Raw genomic sequence first — 20,384 nt, forward strand, 5'->3', positions numbered from 1 at the left:
TAGGGTAGGGAGGGCCGTGATTTGGTTCTCACCTTTACGTTAACGTAAGCCTGTGACGAATGGCTGTCAATCACCCTTTACGTTAACGTCAACTTGAGCGACTCTGTAGGAGCAAAGCTTGCTCGCGATGAACGATAACGCGGTCCTACAGTTACACTTCAGTGTTCCTATCGCAGGCAAGCCTAGCTCCTACAATAAAGACAATAGGGGTCGTCATGGATCAACCCAGTGCAAGCCCGCAGCGCAGCTATACCCGTGGTTCCCAGGACAAAGCCTTGCTGGCGATGACCATCGGCCAGGCGTTCGATAACACCGTCGCGAAGTATCCGACCGGGGAGGCGCTGGTCGTGCGCCATCAACAGTTGCGCTACACCTGGCAGCAACTGGCCGAAGCCGTGGATTTACATGCCAAAGCCCTGTTGGCGCTGGGCTTGCAGACCGGTGACCGTCTCGGTATCTGGGCACCGAACTGCGCCCAATGGTGTATCAGCCAGTTCGCCAGCGCGAAAATCGGCGTGATTCTGGTCAACATCAACCCGGCCTACCGCAGTTCCGAACTTGAATACGTGTTGAAGCAGTCTGGTTGCCAATGGCTGGTCTGCGCCGGCGCCTTCAAGACCTCCGACTATCACGGGATGCTGCAAGGCCTCGTTCCCGAGCTGGCTGAGCACTCCATCGGAAAGTTGCAGAGCGAACGACTGCCGGAGCTGCGCGGTGTCATCAGCCTTGATGCTCAGCCGCCATCGGGTTTCCTGCCGTGGTCGCAATTGGCCGATCTCGCGGCGAGCGTGTCGGCAAAGCAGTTGAGCGAGCGTCAGGACAGTCTGCATTTCGACCAGGCGGTGAACATCCAGTACACCTCCGGCACCACCGGTTTCCCGAAGGGCGCGACCCTTAGTCACTACAACATTCTGAACAACGGTTACATGGTTGGCGAAAGCCTCGGTCTGACCGCGAGTGATCGTCTGGTCATCCCGGTGCCGCTGTATCACTGCTTCGGCATGGTCATGGGCAACCTCGGTTGCATGACCCACGGCAGCACCATGATTTACCCCAGCGATGCGTTCGATCCACTGCTTACCCTGACCACCGTCGCCGAAGAAAAGGCCACCGCGCTCTACGGCGTGCCAACCATGTTCATCGCCATGCTCGATCAGCCCAAGCGCGCTGAATTCGATCTGTCGAGCCTGCGCACCGGGATCATGGCCGGGGCGACCTGTCCGATCGAGGTCATGCGTCGGGTCATCAGTGAGATGCACATGAGCGAAGTGCAGATCGCCTACGGCATGACGGAAACAAGTCCGGTGTCGTTGCAGACCGGTCCGTCAGACGAACTGGAACTGCGCGTCACCACCGTCGGCCGAACTCAGCCGCAACTGGAAAGCAAGATCATCGACGAGGCGGGCAACCTGGTGCCGCGCGGCACTATCGGCGAGCTGTGCACCCGCGGCTACAGCGTGATGCTTGGTTATTGGAACAACCCGCAAGGCACCGCCGAAGCTATCGATCAGGCTGGCTGGATGCACACCGGTGATCTGGCGAGCATGAACGACGAAGGCTACGTATGCATTGCCGGACGTAACAAGGACATGATCATCCGCGGCGGTGAGAATGTTTACCCGCGGGAGTTGGAAGAGTTCTTCTTCACCCATCCGGCAGTCGCGGATGTGCAAGTAATCGGGATTCCGTGTTCGCGGTATGGCGAAGAAATTGTCGCCTGGATCAAATTCCATCCGGGCCACAGCGCTACCGAGCAGGAGCTGCAAGCCTGGTGCAAGGAGCGCATCGCGCACTTCAAGACACCGCGTTACTTTAAGTTCGTCGATGAGTTTCCGATGACCGTAACCGGGAAGATCCAGAAGTTTCGGATGCGCGAGATCAGTATCGAGGAGTTGAAGACCAATAACATCTGACGAAAATCCCATGTGGGAGCGAATTCGCTCCCACATGGGATGGCGCTGCAAATTACAAACGCCAGAAAGCACAAAGGGGAGCCGAAGCTCCCCTTTAATTTTGTCGTTGCGCGTGCTCTTTTTTTATTATTGAGGGGCGGTCTGTTGTTGTTTTTAGAAACCGTGACCCTTTACCGCTGTTTTTGTCGATCCCCATCCGGGATCAAGAGCAAACGTATTTTTTTGAGCGCTGATCTACTTTTTCGCTAAGCGATCCAACCAGTTCGGGAGCTACCTGAAGGTAGTTTTATTGTTCTCTGCCCGGTTGCGGGTTACTCCGAAAAGCACCCTGAAAAGCACATCCTCTCCAAAAAAATCTGTTAGCTGCGTCTCTGCCGTGTTGTTTTTGTTATGTCAGAGTCGTTACGTCTTATTTTTATTAGGTTTGCCGCTTTTTTTGTTCTTGTTATGCAGTAGAGATAGCAGAAGCCGTGCCAACTTTTAAAAAGCCTTTAAAATCAACATATTAAGTTTTTGTCGGGTTTTTCGTTCAGTCAAAACCCGACAATTTGTTTCCGTGTTACTCGCTTGTGCCCCACGTTTCAGACGCAGCGGTAACACCCGGACACATCCGCGCACTCACTGTGCGCTACGAGCCTTGGCCACGCGCGAACCGGTCGGTCGCCCCAGCACCGTGCAAATCTGCTGACCGGCCAGAATCAAGGCGTCCAGGTCGATACCGGTCTCGATACCCAGGCCATTGAGCAGGTAAACCACGTCTTCGGTAGCGACGTTACCGCTGGCGCCCTTGGCGTACGGGCAGCCGCCGAGGCCGGCGATGGAGCTGTCGAACACCGAGATGCCTTCCAGCAGACTGGCGTAGATGTTGGCCATGGCCTGGCCATAAGTGTCGTGGAAGTGCCCGGCCAGTTTTTCACGGGGTACGTCGGCCGACACCACCTCGAACATCTTGCGGGTCGCGCCAGCGGTGCCGGTGCCGATGGTGTCGCCCAGGGAAACTTCATAGCAGCCCATCGCGTAGAGCTCGCGAGCGACTCGAGCGACTTGTTCCGGCGCGACGTTACCTTCGTAAGGGCAGCCCAGCACACAGGACACGTAACCGCGCACGCTGACCCCGTGTTGCCTGGCGGCGTCCATGATCGGCACGAAACGTTCGAGGCTTTCGCTGATCGAGCAATTGATGTTGCGTTGGGAAAACGATTCCGACGCGGCGGCGAACACCGCGACTTCCTTGACCCCGGCCGCAATGGCGTCTTCAAACCCGCGCAGGTTGGGGGCGAGTGCACCATAAGTCACGCCAGGCTTACGCTGGATCTGCGCGAAGACGTCGGCGGAACCCGCCATTTGCGGTACCCATTTGGGTGAAACGAAACTGCCGACTTCTATATAGCCGAGACCGGCGGCGGTCAGCGCGTCGACCAGTTGCACCTTGTCCGCAACGCTGATGGGTTGGGCTTCGTTTTGCAGACCGTCGCGTGGGCCGACTTCGACCAGGCGTACGTGAGTGGGTAGGGACATGGGAGTTGACCTGTGCTGACTGTCTGAATGTTCAGAAAACCCTGTGGGAGCGAGCTTGCTCGCGATGAGGGCGTGACATTCAAATTGATGTTGGCTGACAGTCCGCCATCGCGAGCAAGCTCGCTCCCACAGGGGACTGCGTGTACCTACTGAACCACTTGCTGACTTTTGATTGTTTGTTCCAGCGCCTGGGTGCAACGCTCCTGCGCGGTGTCCAGTTCCAGCTTCATCTGTTCGATGTCGAGCATTTGCTGCTCGAGCTGTTCACGACGCTCAGCGATTTTGGTCAGCATGGTTTGCAGCTGTTTCTGATTGCCGCCGGTGGGGTCGTAGAGTTCGATCAGCTCGCGGCATTCGGCCAGGGAGAAACCAATGCGCTTGCCCCGCAGGATCAGCTTCAGGCTGACCTTGTCACGGGGCGAGTAGATGCGTTCCTGGCCGCGTCGCTCGGGGCTGAGCAGGCCTTGCTCTTCATAAAAACGAATGGCCCGGGTGGTGATGTCGAGCTCGCGGGCGAGGTCGGAAATGCTATAGGTCTGGCTGCTCATGGAAGCGCTCGAAAAAGGTCATGGCGCTAAGCTAATGGCAGGTTGACGTTTACGTCAAGGGGCATGGATCTTCGGTGTTCTTGCGGACCTCATCGCGAGCAAGCTCGCTCCCACAGGGATCCCTGCAATGCAAGGATATTGTGTTCACTGAATATCTACTGTGGGAGCGAGCTTGCTCGCGATGGGGGCACCTCGGTGCCCAGTCCTACACTTTATCGAGCTTCTTCTCATGTGCCGTCACTTGCTGGCACAACTCGATCATCTGCTCGCGCATCCAGCGGTTGGCCGGGTCCTGATCAGTGCTTTCGTGCCAGTAGAGGTGGGTTTCCACCGGCGGCACATCGTTGACCGGCAGGTTCACCGAGTACAGGTCATGGCGACGGGCGAAGCGTTCCGGCACGGTCATGACCATGTCGGTCTGCTGCAGCACTTGCGACGCCATCAAGTAGTGCTGGGAACGCAGGGCAATTTTGCGCTGGATGCCCATTTTGCCCAGGGCCAGGTCGACATGGCCCAGACCGCTGCGGCGGCTGGAGATATGGATGTGGGTCAGCGACAGGTAATCATCGAGGGTGAATTTCTCTTTGCCCGCCATCGGATGGCCTTTGCGCATGGCGCACACGTAACGGTCTTCCATCAACTTGACGTGGCGCACTTGCGGGTCGGTGTTGAGCGGCGCATCCACTGCAAAATCAAGCCGCCCGGCCGCCAGTTCCTTGGTGGTTTCGCGGCGCTTGGACAGAAAGCTTTCGATGATCACTGTCGGCGCCAGGCGACGCAGGCGCTGGAACAGTGCCGGCAGGATCACCGCTTCGGTGAGGTCGGTCATGCTGATGCGGTAGGTCTTGACTGCCTGCAACGGGTTGAAAATCCGGCTTTCCTGCACCGACACCCGCAGCAAGGAGAGGGCGTTACGCACCGGCCCGATAATGTTCTGCGCCATCGGCGTCGGGACCATGCCCTGAGCGGTACGCACGAACAACGGGTCGTTGAAGGTCTCGCGCAGACGGGCCAGAGCGTTCGAGACCGCCGGTTGAGTAATGCCGACAATCTGCCCGGCGCGGGTCAGGTTGGCTTCGGTGTAGATCGCGTCGAAGACGATGAAAAGGTTGAGGTCGACCTTGCTCAGATTCATTGCGCTGCACTCTTATTGTTGGGCTCTCGATCAGCCGATCATATATCGGTGATGAATGTTAATACACGCCGAGAATAGGCTAGGTAAATTTTCGTAGCTGTTCTAGCATCGATTGCATGACCTGAACAACTCCTCTGAACCCTCAGTTAAAAGGTAGAGCTGCCCATGGATTTCGCTTATTCGCCCAAGGTGCAAGAACTGCGTGAGCGCGTGACCGCGTTCATGGACACCTACGTTTATCCCGCCGAAGCGGTGTTCGAGCGCCAGGTCGCCGAGGGCGATCGCTGGCAGCCGACCGCAATCATGGAGGAGCTCAAACTCAAGGCCAAGGCTGAAGGTTTGTGGAATTTGTTTCTGCCAGAGTCCGAACTCGGCGCCGGCCTGACCAACCTCGAATACGCGCCGTTGGCCGAAATCATGGGTCGCTCGCTGCTGGGTCCCGAGCCGTTCAACTGCTCGGCGCCAGACACCGGCAACATGGAAGTGCTGGTGCGCTACGCCAATGAAGAACAGAAACAGCGCTGGCTCGAACCGCTGCTGCGCGGCGAGATCCGCTCGGCGTTCGCCATGACCGAACCGGACGTGGCCTCGTCCGACGCCACCAACATGGCCGCCCGCGCCGTGCGTGATGGCGACGAGTGGGTGATCAACGGCAAAAAATGGTGGACCTCAGGCGCTTGCGATCCACGCTGCAAGATTCTGATCTTCATGGGGCTGAGCGATCCCGACGCGCCGCGTCATGCGCAGCACTCGATGATTCTGGTGCCGGTGGATACCCCAGGCGTGAAAATCGTTCGTCCGCTGCCAGTGTTCGGTTACGACGACGCACCTCACGGCCACGCTGAAGTGCTGTTCGAAAACGTCCGTGTGCCGTACGAAAACGTCCTGTTGGGCGAAGGACGCGGCTTTGAAATCGCTCAGGGTCGCCTTGGCCCGGGTCGGATTCACCACTGCATGCGTTCAATCGGCATGGCCGAACGCGCATTGGAGCTGATGTGCAAACGGGCGGTAACCCGTACTGCGTTCGGTAAACCTTTGGCACGTCTGGGCGGCAACATCGACAAGATTGCCGATTCGCGGATGGAAATCGACATGGCGCGTCTGCTGACATTGAAAGCGGCGTACATGATGGACACCGTTGGCAACAAGATTGCGAAAAGCGAAATCGCTCAGATCAAGGTTGTCGCACCGAATGTGGCCTTGCGGGTGATCGACCGGGCGATCCAGATCCATGGCGGGGCAGGGGTGTCCAACGATTTCCCACTGGCCTACATGTATGCGATGCAGCGCACCCTGCGCCTGGCCGATGGCCCGGACGAAGTGCACCGCGCGGCGATCGGCAAGTTCGAGATCGGCAAGTACGTGCCTAAAGAAATGATGCGCAACAGTCACTAATAATGTGGGAGCGAGCTTGCTCGCGATAGCGGACGGACATTCAAAATTAATTTTGACTGTTAAACCGCTTTCGCGAGCAAGCTCGCTCCCACAGGTTCGGTTCGTCAGTCGACCATTGGCAACCCGTAGAATGCTCGCGCACACGCCGTGCTGTGAGCCGCCAGATCTTCCTCGCTCTCCCCACGATGCAACGCCACTTCCCGCAACACTTCGGTCAGATACGCCGGTTCGTTGCGACCATTCTTTGGCTTGGGTCGCAGACTGCGCGGTAACAGATACGGCGCATCGCTTTCCAGCATTAACCGTCCCCGCTTGATCTCTTTCACCAGCGGATGCAGGTGCGTGCCCCGGCGCTCGTCACAAATCCAGCCGGTGATGCCAATGTGCAAATCCAGATCGAGGTAGCTGAACAGCGCCTTCTTTTCGCCCGTGAAGCAATGCACCACGGCGGCCGGCAACTGATCACGGTAATCGCGAAGGATTTCCAGCAAGCGCTGACTGGCATCGCGCTCGTGGAGGAACACCGGCAATTGCAGCTCGACCGCCAACTCCAAGTGCTTTTCCAGGACTTTTTCCTGCTGCGGGCGCGGGGAGAAATCACGATTGAAATCCAGCCCGCATTCACCCACCGCCACGACGTTCGGCTCCTTGAGCAAACTGCGCAGCCGCTGGGCGCTGTCGGCGTTCCAGTCGCTGGCGCAGTGGGGATGAAGGCCAGCGGTGGCGAACAGCCGTTGAGCCGTTTCGTCCAGTTGCCGGCACAGTTCCAGCGCCTGTTCGCTGCCCTCGACGCTGGTGCCGGTGAGCACCAATTGGCAGACACCGGCAGCGTAGGCGCGGTCGAGTACAGCCTGGTGTTTGTCGGCAAAACTGGGGTTGGTCAGGTTGACGCCGATATCGATGAGTTGCATGGTGCTACCTCGGACCAAAGGCCGGAAAGCATATCAGAGCTGTAGATTTATAAGAAAAGCCAAGAACTACAACGAGTTATAGCTGTCTCTTGATGCCGCGAGACAGGTCAGGGTGGCTAAAGGTGCCATCACTGTGCCAGTCTTTCGCACTTTGCCAGCGCTCAAGGCGCTCTGTTTCTGTCGTTCGATTTCATGAAAATTCTTGAAATCGGCCCAGTATTCTTTCTGGAGAGTGGATGATACGTCCCTCGGTTTTGCTACTGCTGTGTTGTTCGTTGCTGCTGCCGATGCCGGCGGTTGCGCGTCTGGCCGGGCCGCTGCAAGCCGTGCCTTCGACCAAAGCGCGCGACTTGGCGGAAATCCGCAGCAGTCGCGTGCTGCGCGTGTTGGTCAACCAGAGCCGCAACAGCTCCGGCGAAGTCCAGGGCCAGGCCATCGGTGTTGAATACCACCGCTTGCGTGCCTTCGAGCAATACCTCAACGGTCACGCCCGTGACGGTCAGGAAATTACCCTCAAGATCATTCCCAAGGGCAAGGATCAACTGATCGGCGCTTTGCAGCGCGGCGAGGGTGATCTGGTCGCGCCGGGGGAACTGCTCGACCTGCAACCGGGCCACGCGGTCAGCACCACTGAACCGATTGCCAGCAACATCCCGTTGATATTGGTCGGGATCAAAGGCGAGCGACGTTACACCCGTCTCGAACAACTCTCCGGCAAAACCCTGGCGTTGCCCACCGGCAGTGCCGCCGGGGACGCGGTCAGTCAGATCAATCAAAAGCTCGCGTTGCTCAAGCTGCCACCGGTGATCATCGAGTGGGTTGATCCCAGTCTGGCGGTCGAGGATGTGCTGGAGATGGTCCAGGGCGGAATCTTTCACCTGACGATCGTCGAACAACCCATTGCCGAGCGCTGGGGCAAGATTCTGCCCAAATTGCGTTTCGATCGGCAGGTGCTCATCAGTGAACCGGGCGAAGAATTCTGGTTCGTGCGCCGCGACGCCTCAATGTTGCGGGCGAGCATTGATCGCTTCTTGACCGGTTACAAAAAACCATCGGATCAGGATGCGGCGTTCCTGCGGATCTATCGACGCCTGTATCAAGTGCACTATCCATTGGCCAAGGCTGATCGGCAGCGCCTCGAGAAACTTCGACCGGTGCTGCAGAAACACGCCGAAGCCCAAGGCATGGACTGGTTGAACCTTGCGGCCCTGGCGTTCAAGGAGTCGGCCTTGCAACCCAATGCCCGCAGTGGCAGCGGCCCTACCGGTCTGATGCAGATCACCCCGTCTGCCGCCCAGCGGGTGGGGGTCAACAACATTCAGAATCTCGACGCCAATGTGCAGGCCGGGGCCAAATACCTGGCGATGATTCGTCGCAAGTTCTTTGCCAGCCCCAAACTCAACGAGCGCGAGCGCATGGCGTTCGTGCTGGCGGCCTACAACATGGGGCCGGAGCGGGTTCAGGGCATGCGCGCCGAGGCTCGTCGGCGCGGTTTGAATCCCAATCAGTGGTTCTTCCAGGTCGAACGCATCGCCATGGAGCAGGTGGGAATGGGTGCCGTCAGCTATGTTAATAGCGTGAACAAGTATTACCTGGCGTTCGATCGGGAGCGGGAGTCGTTGGAGCCCCAGGGGCAGAAAGTTGCCTCACGCAAATAATCGAATAAACTGATTGTTATGGCGCATTAATTGCGCTTTTAACATGATATTTACTGATTAATATAGCGGCCAACCAACACACACTGACTACGGATGACACAGCATGAGCACACTGATCAACAAGGTACTGTTTACCCGCGCTGGCTACGGCCTGACTGTCTTGCGGATCTTCGTCGGCATCATCTTCGCTGCCCACGGCTCGCAGAAGCTTTTCGGGGCGTTCGGTGGTTACGGCCTGGCGGGCACCGCGCAGTACATGGAAAGCATCGGCCTGGCGCCGGGTTACCTGATGGCGACGCTGGCCGGTGGTACTGAGTTCTTTGCCGGTCTGGCCTTGATCATCGGCCTGCTGGTTCGCCCGGCAGCCCTGGGCCTGACCTTCCTTTCGCTGGTGGCAATCTTCTCGGTGCACCTCCCTAACGGTCTGTTCATGGCCAACAACGGTTATGAATTCGCCCTGGCACTGCTCGGTGGCAGCATCGCGGTGCTGATCGAAGGCGCCGGCAAGCTCTCGGCGGACCGCGCTATCGCTGGCTGACCGCTCTGGCTCAATGAAAAGGCCCGCATTGCGCGGGCCTTTTTTGTACTCGTCATTCTTGACACTGTCCGGTCAGCTTCTCTAGGATGCTGCCCATGCGCCGATTTAAACAGCTACTTGCGGGGCGCCAGGTGACTCATTCAGTTGCCGATAGAAGCTTGAAACAGGCTTCGAAATACCGCTAAAGCGCTGGTTCGGTGTTGCCTCTCACCTGCCATGCAGACTTTTGAGGCCGAGACACGACACAATGAATGCACTAAGCCCCGTTATACGCCCCGCGCCGATCACGGCACACCTGACCCAGCGCAATCCAAAAATCCTGCTTGGCGGCAAACATCAGCCGACACTCTTGCGTTATCTCGATGGCTGGCCACGTCGCACCGGTGGGCCTGCGGCCTTCCTGATCCAGTTTGTCGAAGAGGGTGAATCGCTGGCTCGATTTGCCAGCGACAGTTTCGATCTGGCGGTGATTCAATCGCCCAGCCTCGAGGACGCCCCCGAAGTGATCAAGCAATTGACTCGCGTTGCCCGACAGGGGCTGATTACTCGCCGTTGAGGCTTCGAACGCTGCGGTTCAAAGATATTCGATCGCGACGATATACACGCACTGCTCACCGGTTGGTGTCTGGACCCGAACCTCGGCGTCCAGCGCCTTGCCGATCAGGGCGCGCGCCAACGGCGAATCGATGCTGATCAGGCCCAGTTTCAAATCCAGTTCATCCGGCCCGACGATACGGTAGCGCGACTCTTTGCCGTCCTCGTCTTCAATCGTGACCCAGGCGCCAAAATAGACTTTGTTCGGATCGCTCGGTTTTTCGCTGACGACTTTGAGCGCTTCCAGCCGCTTGGTGAGAAAGCGCACGCGACTGTCGATCTCGCGCAGCATCTTTTTGCCGTAGGTGTATTCGGCGTTTTCCGAGCGATCGCCCTGTGCCGCGGCCTCGCTGACTGACTGTGTCACCTGCGGCCGCCGAACATGCCAGAGCTCATGAAACTCGGCCCGCATCCGCGCTTCACCTTCGGGGGTGATCAGCGCGGTGCCAGCGGTGCGGGGAGGGCGATAACGGCTCATGGCAACTTCTTGTGGTAGAGAGAGCTTGAGTCTATCAACCCTCGCGCAAGACTGTCAGGGGGCTGGCGTTCAACGCGCGACGTGTGCCGAACACGCCAGCACCCCCGATCAGCACCGCGCCGATCAGTGGCAATACCAGCAACCACGGATGCGGGTGCCACGGGAGGTCGAAGGCGTAGCGGTAGAGCACCAGACTCACCAGTTCCGAACCCAGCGCTGCCAACAATCCGCTGACCGCCCCCAGCAAACCGAACTCGATCCGCCGGGCCTTGACCAACAATTGCCGCTCGGCCCCCAGCGCTCGCAACAAGGCGCCTTGGCGAATGCGTTCATCGAGCGTCGCCTGCAAGCCTGAAAACAACACCGCCATCCCCGCCGCCAACACGAACAACAGCACGTATTCCACCGCCAGGGTGACTTGGGCGAGGATGCTGCGCAGCTGTTCGAGCAAGGCTTCGACTTGCAAGATGGTCACCGCCGGAAACGCCCGGGACAGATCCACGATCTGCTGATCATGACCGGCCCCCAGATAAAAACTGGTCAGGTAGGTCGCAGGCAGATCCTTCAGTGTGCCGGGCTGGAAGATCATGAAGAAGTTAGGCTGGAAGTTGTCCCAGTTGATCTCCCGCAGGCTGGTGACTTTTGCTTCGCGATTGACGCCGCCCACGGTAAACACCATGTGATCGCCGAGCTTGAGCTTCAGGCTTTCGGCGACTTTGCCTTCTACCGATACGCCGGGAATTTCGTCCGGCGTCTGTTCGGCCCACCAGTTGCCCGCCGTGAGTTTGTTGCCCGCCGGCAAATCCGCCGCCCAGGTCAGGCTCAGGTCACGCTGGATCGCTCGATCACCGGCCGAATCCTTGCTGACGATTTCCTGTACCGGCTCGCCGTTGACGCTGATCAGCCGTCCAGGTACCACCGGGTACAGCGGCGCCGATTGCGCCGACAGTTTGATCAGGCGATCGATGAACGCCTGTTTGTCCGCCGGCAGAATGTTCAGTGCGAAATAGTTGGGCGCGTTTTTCGGAAGCTGGTTCTGCCAGGTGTCCAGCAACTCGCCGCGCAGCAATGCGATCAGCGCCATGGACAGCAGAATCAAACCGAACGCCAGGGATTGTCCGGCTGCCGCCAGCGGATGACGCAGCAATTGGCCCAGTCCGAGGCGCCATGGCAAAGAGGCGCGCGCCAGCATTCGGCGCAGACTCTTCAGAAGCAGCAACAGCAAGCCTCCAAGCACCAATGCCGCGATCACACCGCCACCGAGCAGGGCGAAGGTCAATACCAGGTCCAGGCTCAGACGCCACATGATCAGCCCGAGAGCGCCCAATGCCGCGCCGTAGACCATCCAGGTGCTGGAGGGAATCGGCAGCATGTCCCGACGCAGTACCCGCAATGGCGGAACCCGGCCCAGTGCCGCCAGTGGCGGCAAGGCAAAACCGGCCAGCGCGACCAACCCGGTGCCGATCCCGGCGATGGCAGGAAAAAGACCGCCCGGTGGAACGTCGGTCGGTAATAAATCATGCAGCAGCGCGAACAGTCCCAGTTGTGCGAACCAGCCGATGAGGGCACCGCTGATACTGGCGAGCAGACCGAGCACCGTCAGCTGCAAACTGAACAGCACCATGGTTTCCCGCCGGGACAGCCCCAGGCAACGCAGCAATGCACTGGCATCGAATCGGCGGGTGGCGAAGCGCGTCGCCGACAGCGCCACCGCTACACCCGACAACAGAACCGCCACCAGACTGGCCATGTTCAAGTAACGCTCGGCCTTGCCCAAGGCACCGCCGATCTGTCGGTTGCCATCGCGGGCATCCTGCAAACGCTGGTTGGCGGCCAGGCCGGGTTTGATCAATTGACGATAGGTTTCCAGCGCCTCGGCTTTACCACGCCAGAGTTCGCGGTAACTGACCCGGCTACCGGGTTGCACCACGCCGGTCGCGGCGAGGTCGCTGAGGTTGATCAGCACACGCGGCGTCAGGCTGTAGAAATTGCCGGCGCGGTCCGGTTCGTAGGTCAGCACTCGCGCCAGTTTGAGGGTTCGCATGCCAACGTCGATGCTGTCGCCGATCTTCAGGTCCAGCGCAGTCAACAGTCGCGCTTCGACCCAGGCTTCACCGGGTTTCGGTCCGCCACCGGGTTCTTCCGGAGCGAAGGGCGCTGGGGCACTTTTCAGTTCACCGCGCAGTGGGTAGACGTCGTCGGCAGCCTTGATGCTGGACAACTGAATGCCATTGTCAGTGGCGATGACGCTGGAAAACTCCACCACTTGAGCGTGTTCGAGGCCCAGCTCCATGCCGCTTCTGATCTGTTCGGGCCGTGCCGGAGAGCTGCCTTCCAGCAACAGGTCGGCACCGAGAAACTCGGTGGCGCGCAGCATCATGGCGCCGTTCAGGCGGGCGCCAAAGTAACCAATGGCGGTACTCGCCGCCACGGCCACCAGCAAGGCAAAGAACAACACGCGCAACTCACCGGCGCGGGCGTCGCGCAGCAGTTGGCGGATGGCAAGACTGAACAGGCGCAACAGCGGCAGGCGTGCCATCAAGGCTCCAGAGGGGCGACCAGCAGGCCGGCTTCAAGGCGGATCAGGCGTCGGCAGCGATGTGCCAGGCGTTCGTCGTGGGTTACCAGCACCAGGGTTGTGCCGCGTTCCTGGTTGAGTTCGAACAGCAAATCGCTGATGCGCTCGCCGGTGTGGCTGTCGAGGTTGCCGGTGGGTTCGTCGGCGAACAGCACATCGGGTTCGGCGGCAAACGCACGGGCAATCGCCACGCGTTGCTGCTCGCCACCCGAAAGCTGGCGTGGCGAATGGGTCAGCCGCTGGCCCAGGCCAACCCGTTGCAGCAGCTCGGTGGCGCGTTCACGGGCGTCTTTGCGGCCATCGAGCTCCAGCGGCAACATGACGTTCTCCAAGGCATTGAGACTGTCGAGCAGCTGAAAGGACTGAAACACAAAACCGACGTGCTCGGCGCGGATGCGGGCGCGCTGGTCTTCATCGAGATTGCTCAGGGCTTGCCCGGCGAGGGTGACATCGCCGCTGCTCGGCAGGTCGAGGCCCGCGAGCAAGCCGAGGAGGGTGGACTTGCCGGAACCGGAGGCGCCAACGATGGCCAGGCTGTCGCCCTTGTTCAGTTCCAGGCTGAGTTCGTGCAGGATAGTCAGTTCACCTTCCGCGCTGGGAACCACTTTGCTGAGGTTCTTCGCGGTGAGAATGCTTGCGCCCATGGAGAATCCGATGCGTGTGTGGTTTTTGAGTGCTGGCCTGGCCTTGATGTGCATGGCCCAGAACGCAGCGGCGGGTACAGTCCTGATCGTTGGCGATAGTATCAGCGCGGGTTTCGGGCTGGATACCCGGTTGGGGTGGGTGTCATTGCTCGAGCAACGGCTCAAGCGCGAAGGTTTCGACGATAAGGTGGTCAATGCGTCCATCAGTGGTGACACCAGCGCCGGAGGCCAGGCGCGCCTGCCTGCGCTGCTTGCAGAGCATAAGCCTGAGTTGGTAATCCTCGAGTTGGGCGGCAACGATGGCCTGCGCGGATTGCTGCCAACGCAATTGCAACAAAACCTTGCAGCAATGATCGACAGCTCCCGCGCGAGTGGCGCCAAGGTGCTGCTGCTCGGCATGCAATTGCCACCCAACTACGGTGTTCGTTATACCGAGGCCTTCGCGAAGGTCTACAGCACGCTGGCCGAAGAGAAAAAGATCCCGCTGGTGCCGTTTTTTCTCGACGGCGTGGGCGGTCATCCCGACTTGATGCAAGCTGACGGCTTGCACCCGGCTGCCGGGGCTCAGGACAAGTTGCTGGAAAATGTCTGGCCTACACTGAAACCGCTGCTTTGACGCTTTTCTAGCGGCGGTGTTTCGGCTAAGGTGGCGCCCCCGATTTGGAGCCCCCGATGCCGCGTCCTGCCTGGTCACTTTTTGCCTACCAACTGATCGAGCCTGACGAACAGCTGGATCTGTTCGCCTGCCAGGAAGTGCGGGTACATCTGGTGACCCGTCAACTGGAGTTGGGCGGCTCGGCGGACCGGACCTTGTGCGGCAGCCTGTTGCCAGCACAACCGCGCTGGTCGAGCGTCGATCGCCGTGTGTTCCAGGACCAGCGCCTGTGTTCTCTATGCCGGGCCATTCTGGAATCGCAAAAACGCGGCACATCGCCGATCTGGCCGGAACTGCGTTTCGAGCTTTAGAACCCGATAGATTGCTTGCTATCGGTCAACTCCCCGATTTTCCAGATGCCGGTGTACAATCCCGTTTTTATACCCTTGTCGATCATGCGAAGGATTTTCCGGATGTTGCCGCGCTTTCCTGCCGTCACCCGCTACCTGTCTCTCGCCGCCCTCTGTGTGGCGGGTCCCGTAGCAGCATTGGAGCTGCCCCTGCCACCGCCCGGTGAAGACATCATCGGTCAGGTCCAGGTGATCAAGGCCAAGTACGAAGATACCTTCGCCGACCTTGGCACCACCTACGATCTGGGCTATTCGGAAATGGTCGCGGCCAACCCTGGCGTCGATCCATGGCTGCCGGGCGCTGGCACCGAAGTGGTGCTGCCGACGCGTTTCATCCTGCCGCCGGGCCCGCGTGAAGGTATCGTCATCAACCTGGCCGAGTACCGCCTCTATTACTTCCCGAAAGGCCGGAACGTGGTGTACACCTTCCCGCTGGGTATCGGCCGTGAAGGCTGGGGCTCGCCGATTGCCCATACCAGCATCACCGCCAAGACGCCGAACCCGACCTGGACCCCTCCAGCGTCGATCAAGGCCGAGCACGCCGCCGATGGCGATCCATTGCCGAACGTGGTGCCGGCCGGCCCGGACAACCCGCTGGGGCCGTTCAAGTTCACGCTGGGCACGCCGGGCTACCTGATCCACGGTTCGAACAAGAAGTTCGGCATCGGCATGCGCACCAGCCACGGTTGCTTCCGCATGTTCAACAACAACGTGCTGGAAATGGCGAGCATGGTGCCGGTAGGCACGTCGGTGCGCATTATCAGCGACCCGTACAAGTTCGGTGTCAGTGGCGGCAAGGTGTATCTGGAAGCGCACACGCCGCTGGACGACAAGGGCAACCCTTCTGTGGTCGACAAACACACCGCGGTGATCAACGCGATGCTCAAGCGTGAGGACATCACCAACAACCTGCGCATGAACTGGGATGTGGTCCGCGACGTGGTTGCCGCCGAAGATGGTCTGCCGGTGGAAATCGGAGTGCCGAATTCCGCTGCGGCGATGGTGACGAATGCGCCGATCGACCCGTTGCAGTAATGCTTGAAAGGAACCCGCCGATGCTGACCGCATCGGCGGGTTTTTTATTGCCTGTACGAAATAGCGGGCAATAAAAAAGCCGACCCAAAAAATGGGTCGGCTTGATAACAATCCCGAAGGATTATTACTTGCGGCTAGCTTTGTCCAGCATGCGCAGAGCACGCTCGTTAGCTTCGTCAGCAGTCTGTTGTGCTTTTTGAGCAGCAGCCAGAGCTTCATCAGCTTTACGGTAAGCTTCGTCTGCACGAGCCTGGGAGCGAGCTGCTGCGTCTTCAGTAGCGGTCAGACGTGCTTCGGTTTCTTTCGATACGCTGCTGCAACCGGTAGCCAGAACTGCGGCCAGAGCCAGAGCAGAGAATTTCAGAACGTTGTTCATCGTGTTCCCCTTCAAGGACTTTCTATTAAGTTAGCTGTCTCCTCAGATTGAGGAAATAGCCGGCGTACATACTACCCATTACTTGTCGTAAGTAAACTGACGTAAAGCAAGAAGCCAAAAAAATTGTAGGCGTTGATTCTTTTTCGAGCAACTTTTAACTGCATTGTTTAAAAAATATCCAGCTGGGAGGCCCGCGCTGAGCGAGCCGCCGAAGAAAAGTTCCGAGCGCTCACAGCTCTTTTCCGAGTCTTGGCTAAAGTCTGTCTAGATGGATTCGTCCACACTTTTGTTCGGATTTTGCGTGGCGCCTCTCATATCTTTCTCCATGTTCAGGTGACTTTAACAAAGGGCGCTCGTCTTAAGTCTCAACATCCGGCAATGTTCAGGCTGTCGACCTTCAGATATCTTGGTCGAGCCGTCTCTGCGTAACCCGGAGCAGCACCCCCGCCCCCAGCGTGATGACGAGCGTACCTTGAGCATTTCTGCCTAAAGGTGCCTACTATTTGATACGTGCTCGGTTGCGCGAGATGGGTGCAGTTCTTCTCGGTGTCCATTCAGGCACGGGGTGGCGTAGATGTTCCTTCGCCGGAAAAACATCGGTAAGGTAGGGGTCAGAAATTTCAGACCCGCGAGGAGTAGTGATGAGCGAGGCGTTGTCCATCCACCATGACCAGGCTGGTCATCAGTTCGAGACCAATGTGGACGGTCATCGTGCCTACCTGACCTATATGGATCTGGGGAAACAGACCCTGGATATCTATCGCACCTTTGTGCCCAACGCACTGCGTGGTCGCGGCATTGCGGCAGCCTTGACCGAGAAGGCGTTGGAGTACGCTGAAGAAATGGGTTACACCGTCATTCCATCGTGTTCCTACGTGGAACGCTACATGGAGCGCCACCAGCGGCATGCAGCCAAGCTGAGCCAGTAACCTTTCAAAGAATCGAACACAAAAAAAACGCCGGGTTAAGCCCGGCGTTTTTTTGTGCGGCGAAAAGTGATCAGCTGCGATCGCGTTTCGGCAGCACGTCCTTGAGCTTGGCATGCATGCTGCGCAAGGTGTTTTCGGTGGCGGTCCAGTCGATGCAGGCATCGGTGATCGACACGCCGTATTGCAGGTCGGCGAGGTCTTTCGGGATCGACTGGCAGCCCCAGTTCAAGTGACTTTCGACCATCAGGCCGATGATCGACTGGTTGCCTTCGAGGATCTGGTTGGCGACGTTCTCCATCACCAGCGGTTGCAGGGCCGGGTCCTTGTTGGAGTTGGCGTGGCTGCAATCGACCATGATGTTCGGCTTGATCTTCGCTTTGTTCAGCGCTTGCTCGCAGAGCGCGACGCTGACCGAATCGTAGTTCGGCTTGCCGTTGCCACCGCGCAGTACCACGTGACCGTAGGCATTGCCCTTGGTGGTGACGATCGACACGCCACCTTCCTGGTTGATACCCAGGAAACGGTGAGGGCTGGAAACCGATTGCAAGGCGTTGATAGCGACCGTCAGGCCGCCGTCGGTGCCGTTCTTGAAGCCGACTGCCGAGGACAGGCCGGAGGCCATTTCACGGTGAGTCTGGGATTCGGTCGTGCGCGCACCGATGGCCGACCAGCTGATCAGGTCCTGCAGGTACTGCGGGGAGATCGGGTCGAGGGCTTCAGTTGCGGTCGGCAGGCCCATTTCGGCCAGGTCCAGCAGCAATTTGCGACCGATGTGCAGACCGTCCTGAATCTTGAAGGAGTCGTCCAGGTACGGATCGTTGATCAAACCTTTCCAGCCGACGGTGGTGCGTGGCTTCTCGAAATACACGCGCATGACCAGATACAGGGTATCGGACACTTCGGCCGCAAGCGCCTTCAGGCGCTCGGCGTATTCGTGGGCAGCCTTGATGTCGTGGATCGAGCAAGGCCCGATGACAACAAACAGGCGGTGGTCGGTGCCATCAAGAATGTTGCGAATGACTTCGCGACCCTTGGTGACGGTGCGCAGGGCAGCGTCGCTCAGAGGGATATCACGCTTGAGCTGATCGGGAGTGATCAGCGTCTCGTTGGAGGCGACGTTTAGGTCGTTGATCGGTAAATCAGCCATCGTTTACTCGTCAGGTCACGGGTGCCGGCCGCCAGCGAACCCGCGCGGCGGAGCACAGCAAATTAAGCGCGTCGGGGAGCAGAACCTTAGCGCGTTACACCGTGGCTCGACAATGGGCAGACACCGGTTTAAGGGGCATTCTCAATTAGTTTCCGCGGGGAAACCCATTGAAGATGCCCCTCCTAATCCAGCACAACCTGTGCAAATGCCCTGCGAACCGTCTCGTGGGAGAACTCGTCGGCATGCTCCTGGACCCATTCGAGGGCCAGGGCCTGAGTTTCCTGCAGGCCGTCATGCGCGTCATGCAGGCGGCAGTAACGTTCGATCTGGCACACCTGCTCACCCATCCGGGCACTGAACATCATCTGTTCGTCAACAAAGGCAATGCCTACCAGATAGCCGCGCTTTCGTCGCAGGCACCAGGCTACATAGCCCAGAAAACGAAGGTCGGGGTTCAAGGTCGGCATGCGTATTTCCAGCGCCGTACCGTGGCGCCACGCCCGGTGATAATTGCAAGCCATGCCCCCGAGGCTGATAGTGTGCAGCTGTTGCCGTGAAATACACTCAGGTTTGAGCAACGTTAATTCGACGGGCACATCGTCAGGGTGAGGAATAAAACGTCCCATGAACACGGACTCCATGTGTCGGCCATCTGACATTGTTCCACCCAGTATAGTGGTCGAATTGGAACTGACTGATTTCGACGCCGACCAACGGCTGCTGGCGATGAGCGGTGTGTCGCTGGTCATTTTTACCAGCGTCGGCTGCGCCAGTTGCCGTTTTGCCCGCGAACAGTTGCCACGACTCGATCTGGAAGTCGATCGACTGTGCTGGATCGATGCCGGGAACAATGGCGGGGTGGTCGAGCGTTATCAGGTTTTTTATTTGCCGGCGCTGTTTCTGGTGCGCGACGGTGAATTTTTCGGGGCACTAAAATCGCGCCTGACCGGCACCGAGCTCAATGCAGCCGTGGGTCAGGCGTTGAGTCGAATTGCAGAGGAGTTGCCATGATGGGGGCAGTGATCAAACCGACAATCGGTATTATCGGAACCGGCGCGATCGGCGGTTTCTACGGGTTGATGCTGGCGCGTGCCGGTTTCGATGTGCATTTTCTGTTGCGCAGTGAGTTCTCAGCGGTGGCCGAGCGCGGGTTGCAGCTCGACAGTGCGGCGCACGGCGCGCTGACGTTGAATCCGGTTCAGGCGTATTCGAGTGCCGAAGATATGCCGCCCTGTGACTGGTTGCTGGTGGGCGCGAAAACCACCAGTAACGCGCAGCTGGCACCGACGATCATTCAAGCCGCCGCCCCCGATGCGAAAGTGCTGCTGATGCAAAATGGCCTGGACGTTGAAGACAGTCTGCGAGCGTTGCTCCCCGATTCGCTGCACGTGCTCGGTGGGCTCTGCTATATCTGCGTCCATCGCGACGGACCGGGCGTCATCACCCATCAGGCGCTCGGTGCGGTGAATGTTGGCTATCACAGCGGCCCTGCAGTCGATGAGCAGGCGCGCATGGCGATTGTCGAGAAGGGCGCCGCTCTGTTCCGCGCCGCCGGCATCGACTCTCAGGCCATGCCGAACCTGCATCAGGCGCGCTGGCAAAAACTGGTCTGGAATATCCCTTACAACGGTTTGTCGGTTTTGCTCGGGGCAAGCACCACGCCGTTGATGGCCGATGCCGACAGTCGGGAACTGATCAAGGCTCTGATGGCGGAAGTGGTTCAGGGAGCAATCGCCTGTGGTCACGACGTACCGGCGGGCTATGCCGATCATCTGTTCATGGTGACCGAGAAAATGCCGGACTACTGGCCGAGCATGTACCACGATTTTCTGCACAAACGACCGCTTGAGCTGGATGCGATTTACGCCCGGCCACTGGCGGCAGCCAAGGCCGCAGGGTGCGAGTTGCCGCGAATCGAAGCCTTGTATCGCAGTTTGAGTTTTATCGATCGACGAAACACTTGAGTCGATCATCCTGAGGGG

Annotated in this window: 21 protein-coding genes; 11 read left to right on the plus strand and 10 right to left on the minus strand. The window is 58.9% G+C overall.

The features are described from left to right. Positions 1-215 precede the first annotated feature (215 nt). Entirely contained in the window at positions 216-1,913 is a 1,698-nt protein-coding gene (locus ACA079_RS09835; protein WP_497703325.1) for an AMP-binding protein, read from the plus strand. Between the two features lie 618 nt (positions 1,914-2,531). Here the strand turns inward: ACA079_RS09835 and ACA079_RS09840 are convergent. The 3 genes from ACA079_RS09840 to ACA079_RS09850 form a co-directional block, all read right to left on the minus strand. Further along, on the minus strand, positions 2,532-3,431 hold the full coding sequence (locus ACA079_RS09840) for a hydroxymethylglutaryl-CoA lyase (protein ID WP_134421418.1): 900 nt from the start codon (positions 3,429-3,431) through the stop codon (positions 2,532-2,534). 146 nt (positions 3,432-3,577) lie between these two features. Further along, on the minus strand, positions 3,578-3,979 hold the full coding sequence (locus ACA079_RS09845; RefSeq protein WP_497703326.1) for a MerR family transcriptional regulator: 402 nt from the start codon (positions 3,977-3,979) through the stop codon (positions 3,578-3,580). 205 nt (positions 3,980-4,184) lie between these two features. Then, entirely contained in the window at positions 4,185-5,114 is a 930-nt protein-coding gene (locus tag ACA079_RS09850; RefSeq protein WP_497703327.1) for a LysR family transcriptional regulator, read from the minus strand. A gap of 165 nt (positions 5,115-5,279) precedes the next feature. On the opposite strand from ACA079_RS09850, the gene ACA079_RS09855 reads away from it, so the two are divergent. After that, positions 5,280-6,509 carry an acyl-CoA dehydrogenase gene (locus ACA079_RS09855; RefSeq protein WP_415768159.1) on the plus strand — a complete coding sequence of 410 codons (1,230 nt, stop codon included), beginning with the start codon at positions 5,280-5,282 and terminating at the stop codon, positions 6,507-6,509. 104 nt (positions 6,510-6,613) lie between these two features. Here ACA079_RS09855 and ACA079_RS09860 read toward each other — a convergent pair whose 3' ends face one another. Then, positions 6,614-7,420, minus strand: a complete 807-nt coding sequence (locus tag ACA079_RS09860; protein ID WP_497703328.1) for a TatD family hydrolase — start codon at positions 7,418-7,420, stop codon at positions 6,614-6,616. 236 nt (positions 7,421-7,656) lie between these two features. Between ACA079_RS09860 and ACA079_RS09865 the strand changes: the two genes are divergently transcribed. From ACA079_RS09865 to ACA079_RS09875, 3 genes are all read left to right on the plus strand, one after another. After that, positions 7,657-9,078, plus strand: coding sequence for an MltF family protein (locus ACA079_RS09865; protein WP_497703329.1), 1,422 nt, complete (start codon positions 7,657-7,659; stop codon positions 9,076-9,078). A gap of 103 nt (positions 9,079-9,181) precedes the next feature. Then, positions 9,182-9,616 (plus strand): DoxX family protein, encoded by a 435-nt coding sequence (locus ACA079_RS09870; protein ID WP_095128917.1) that lies wholly within the window; start codon positions 9,182-9,184, stop codon positions 9,614-9,616. Positions 9,617-9,863: 247 nt separating this feature from the next. Next, a complete protein-coding gene (locus tag ACA079_RS09875) occupies positions 9,864-10,172 on the plus strand; it encodes a hypothetical protein (protein ID WP_046056997.1) in 309 nt (102 codons plus the stop codon). 18 nt (positions 10,173-10,190) lie between these two features. Here the strand turns inward: ACA079_RS09875 and greB are convergent, their stop codons facing one another. From greB to ACA079_RS09890, 3 genes are read right to left on the minus strand one after another with little or no spacing between them, the layout of a single operon-like run. Continuing rightward, entirely contained in the window at positions 10,191-10,688 is a 498-nt protein-coding gene (gene greB, locus ACA079_RS09880; RefSeq protein WP_033057207.1) for a transcription elongation factor GreB, read from the minus strand. Positions 10,689-10,722: 34 nt separating this feature from the next. Beyond that, complete coding sequence (locus ACA079_RS09885) at positions 10,723-13,227, minus strand: ABC transporter permease (RefSeq protein WP_497703330.1); 2,505 nt, start codon at positions 13,225-13,227, stop codon at positions 10,723-10,725. Next, positions 13,227-13,910 carry an ABC transporter ATP-binding protein gene (locus ACA079_RS09890; protein WP_033057202.1) on the minus strand — a complete coding sequence of 228 codons (684 nt, stop codon included), beginning with the start codon at positions 13,908-13,910 and terminating at the stop codon, positions 13,227-13,229. Before ACA079_RS09890 ends, ACA079_RS09885 begins: the two co-directional genes overlap by 1 nt. A 10-nt stretch (positions 13,911-13,920) precedes the next feature. On the opposite strand from ACA079_RS09890, the gene ACA079_RS09895 reads away from it, so the two are divergent. The 3 genes from ACA079_RS09895 to ACA079_RS09905 all read left to right on the plus strand — a co-directional run bounded on the left by ACA079_RS09895 (position 13,921) and on the right by ACA079_RS09905 (position 15,950). Then, a complete protein-coding gene (locus tag ACA079_RS09895; RefSeq protein ID WP_309674568.1) occupies positions 13,921-14,526 on the plus strand; it encodes an arylesterase in 606 nt (201 codons plus the stop codon). A 56-nt stretch (positions 14,527-14,582) separates the two neighbouring features. After that, complete coding sequence (locus ACA079_RS09900) at positions 14,583-14,876, plus strand: hypothetical protein (RefSeq protein ID WP_003226812.1); 294 nt, start codon at positions 14,583-14,585, stop codon at positions 14,874-14,876. 102 nt (positions 14,877-14,978) lie between these two features. After that, positions 14,979-15,950: a L,D-transpeptidase family protein gene (locus ACA079_RS09905; protein WP_497703331.1), complete on the plus strand. Its 972-nt coding sequence runs from the start codon at positions 14,979-14,981 to the stop codon at positions 15,948-15,950. A 124-nt stretch (positions 15,951-16,074) separates the two neighbouring features. Here ACA079_RS09905 and oprI read toward each other — a convergent pair whose 3' ends face one another. Further along, positions 16,075-16,326: an outer membrane lipoprotei OprI gene (gene oprI, locus ACA079_RS09910; protein ID WP_002553018.1), complete on the minus strand. Its 252-nt coding sequence runs from the start codon at positions 16,324-16,326 to the stop codon at positions 16,075-16,077. Positions 16,327-16,967: 641 nt separating this feature from the next. Here oprI and ACA079_RS09915 point away from each other — a divergent pair. Next, positions 16,968-17,255 carry a GNAT family N-acetyltransferase gene (locus ACA079_RS09915; RefSeq protein ID WP_008057026.1) on the plus strand — a complete coding sequence of 96 codons (288 nt, stop codon included), beginning with the start codon at positions 16,968-16,970 and terminating at the stop codon, positions 17,253-17,255. A gap of 70 nt (positions 17,256-17,325) precedes the next feature. Here the strand turns inward: ACA079_RS09915 and ACA079_RS09920 are convergent, their stop codons facing one another. Both ACA079_RS09920 and ACA079_RS09925 read right to left on the minus strand, forming a co-directional pair. Beyond that, the gene (locus ACA079_RS09920) at positions 17,326-18,402 is read right to left on the minus strand and encodes a 3-deoxy-7-phosphoheptulonate synthase (RefSeq protein ID WP_497703332.1); all 1,077 of its coding nucleotides are present in this window, start codon (positions 18,400-18,402) and stop codon (positions 17,326-17,328) included. Positions 18,403-18,584: 182 nt separating this feature from the next. Then, positions 18,585-19,028 carry a PilZ domain-containing protein gene (locus ACA079_RS09925; RefSeq protein ID WP_497703333.1) on the minus strand — a complete coding sequence of 148 codons (444 nt, stop codon included), beginning with the start codon at positions 19,026-19,028 and terminating at the stop codon, positions 18,585-18,587. Here ACA079_RS09925 and ACA079_RS09930 point away from each other — a divergent pair. Both ACA079_RS09930 and ACA079_RS09935 read left to right on the plus strand, forming a co-directional pair. Next, positions 19,027-19,413 (plus strand): thioredoxin family protein, encoded by a 387-nt coding sequence (locus tag ACA079_RS09930; protein ID WP_497703334.1) that lies wholly within the window; start codon positions 19,027-19,029, stop codon positions 19,411-19,413. The genes ACA079_RS09925 and ACA079_RS09930 overlap by 2 nt on opposite strands. Beyond that, the gene (locus ACA079_RS09935; protein WP_497703335.1) at positions 19,410-20,366 is read left to right on the plus strand and encodes a putative 2-dehydropantoate 2-reductase; all 957 of its coding nucleotides are present in this window, start codon (positions 19,410-19,412) and stop codon (positions 20,364-20,366) included. Before ACA079_RS09930 ends, ACA079_RS09935 begins: the two co-directional genes overlap by 4 nt. The last annotated feature ends 18 nt before the right edge of the window (positions 20,367-20,384 follow it).

The organism is Pseudomonas sp. LBUM1645 (genome assembly GCF_059716185.1).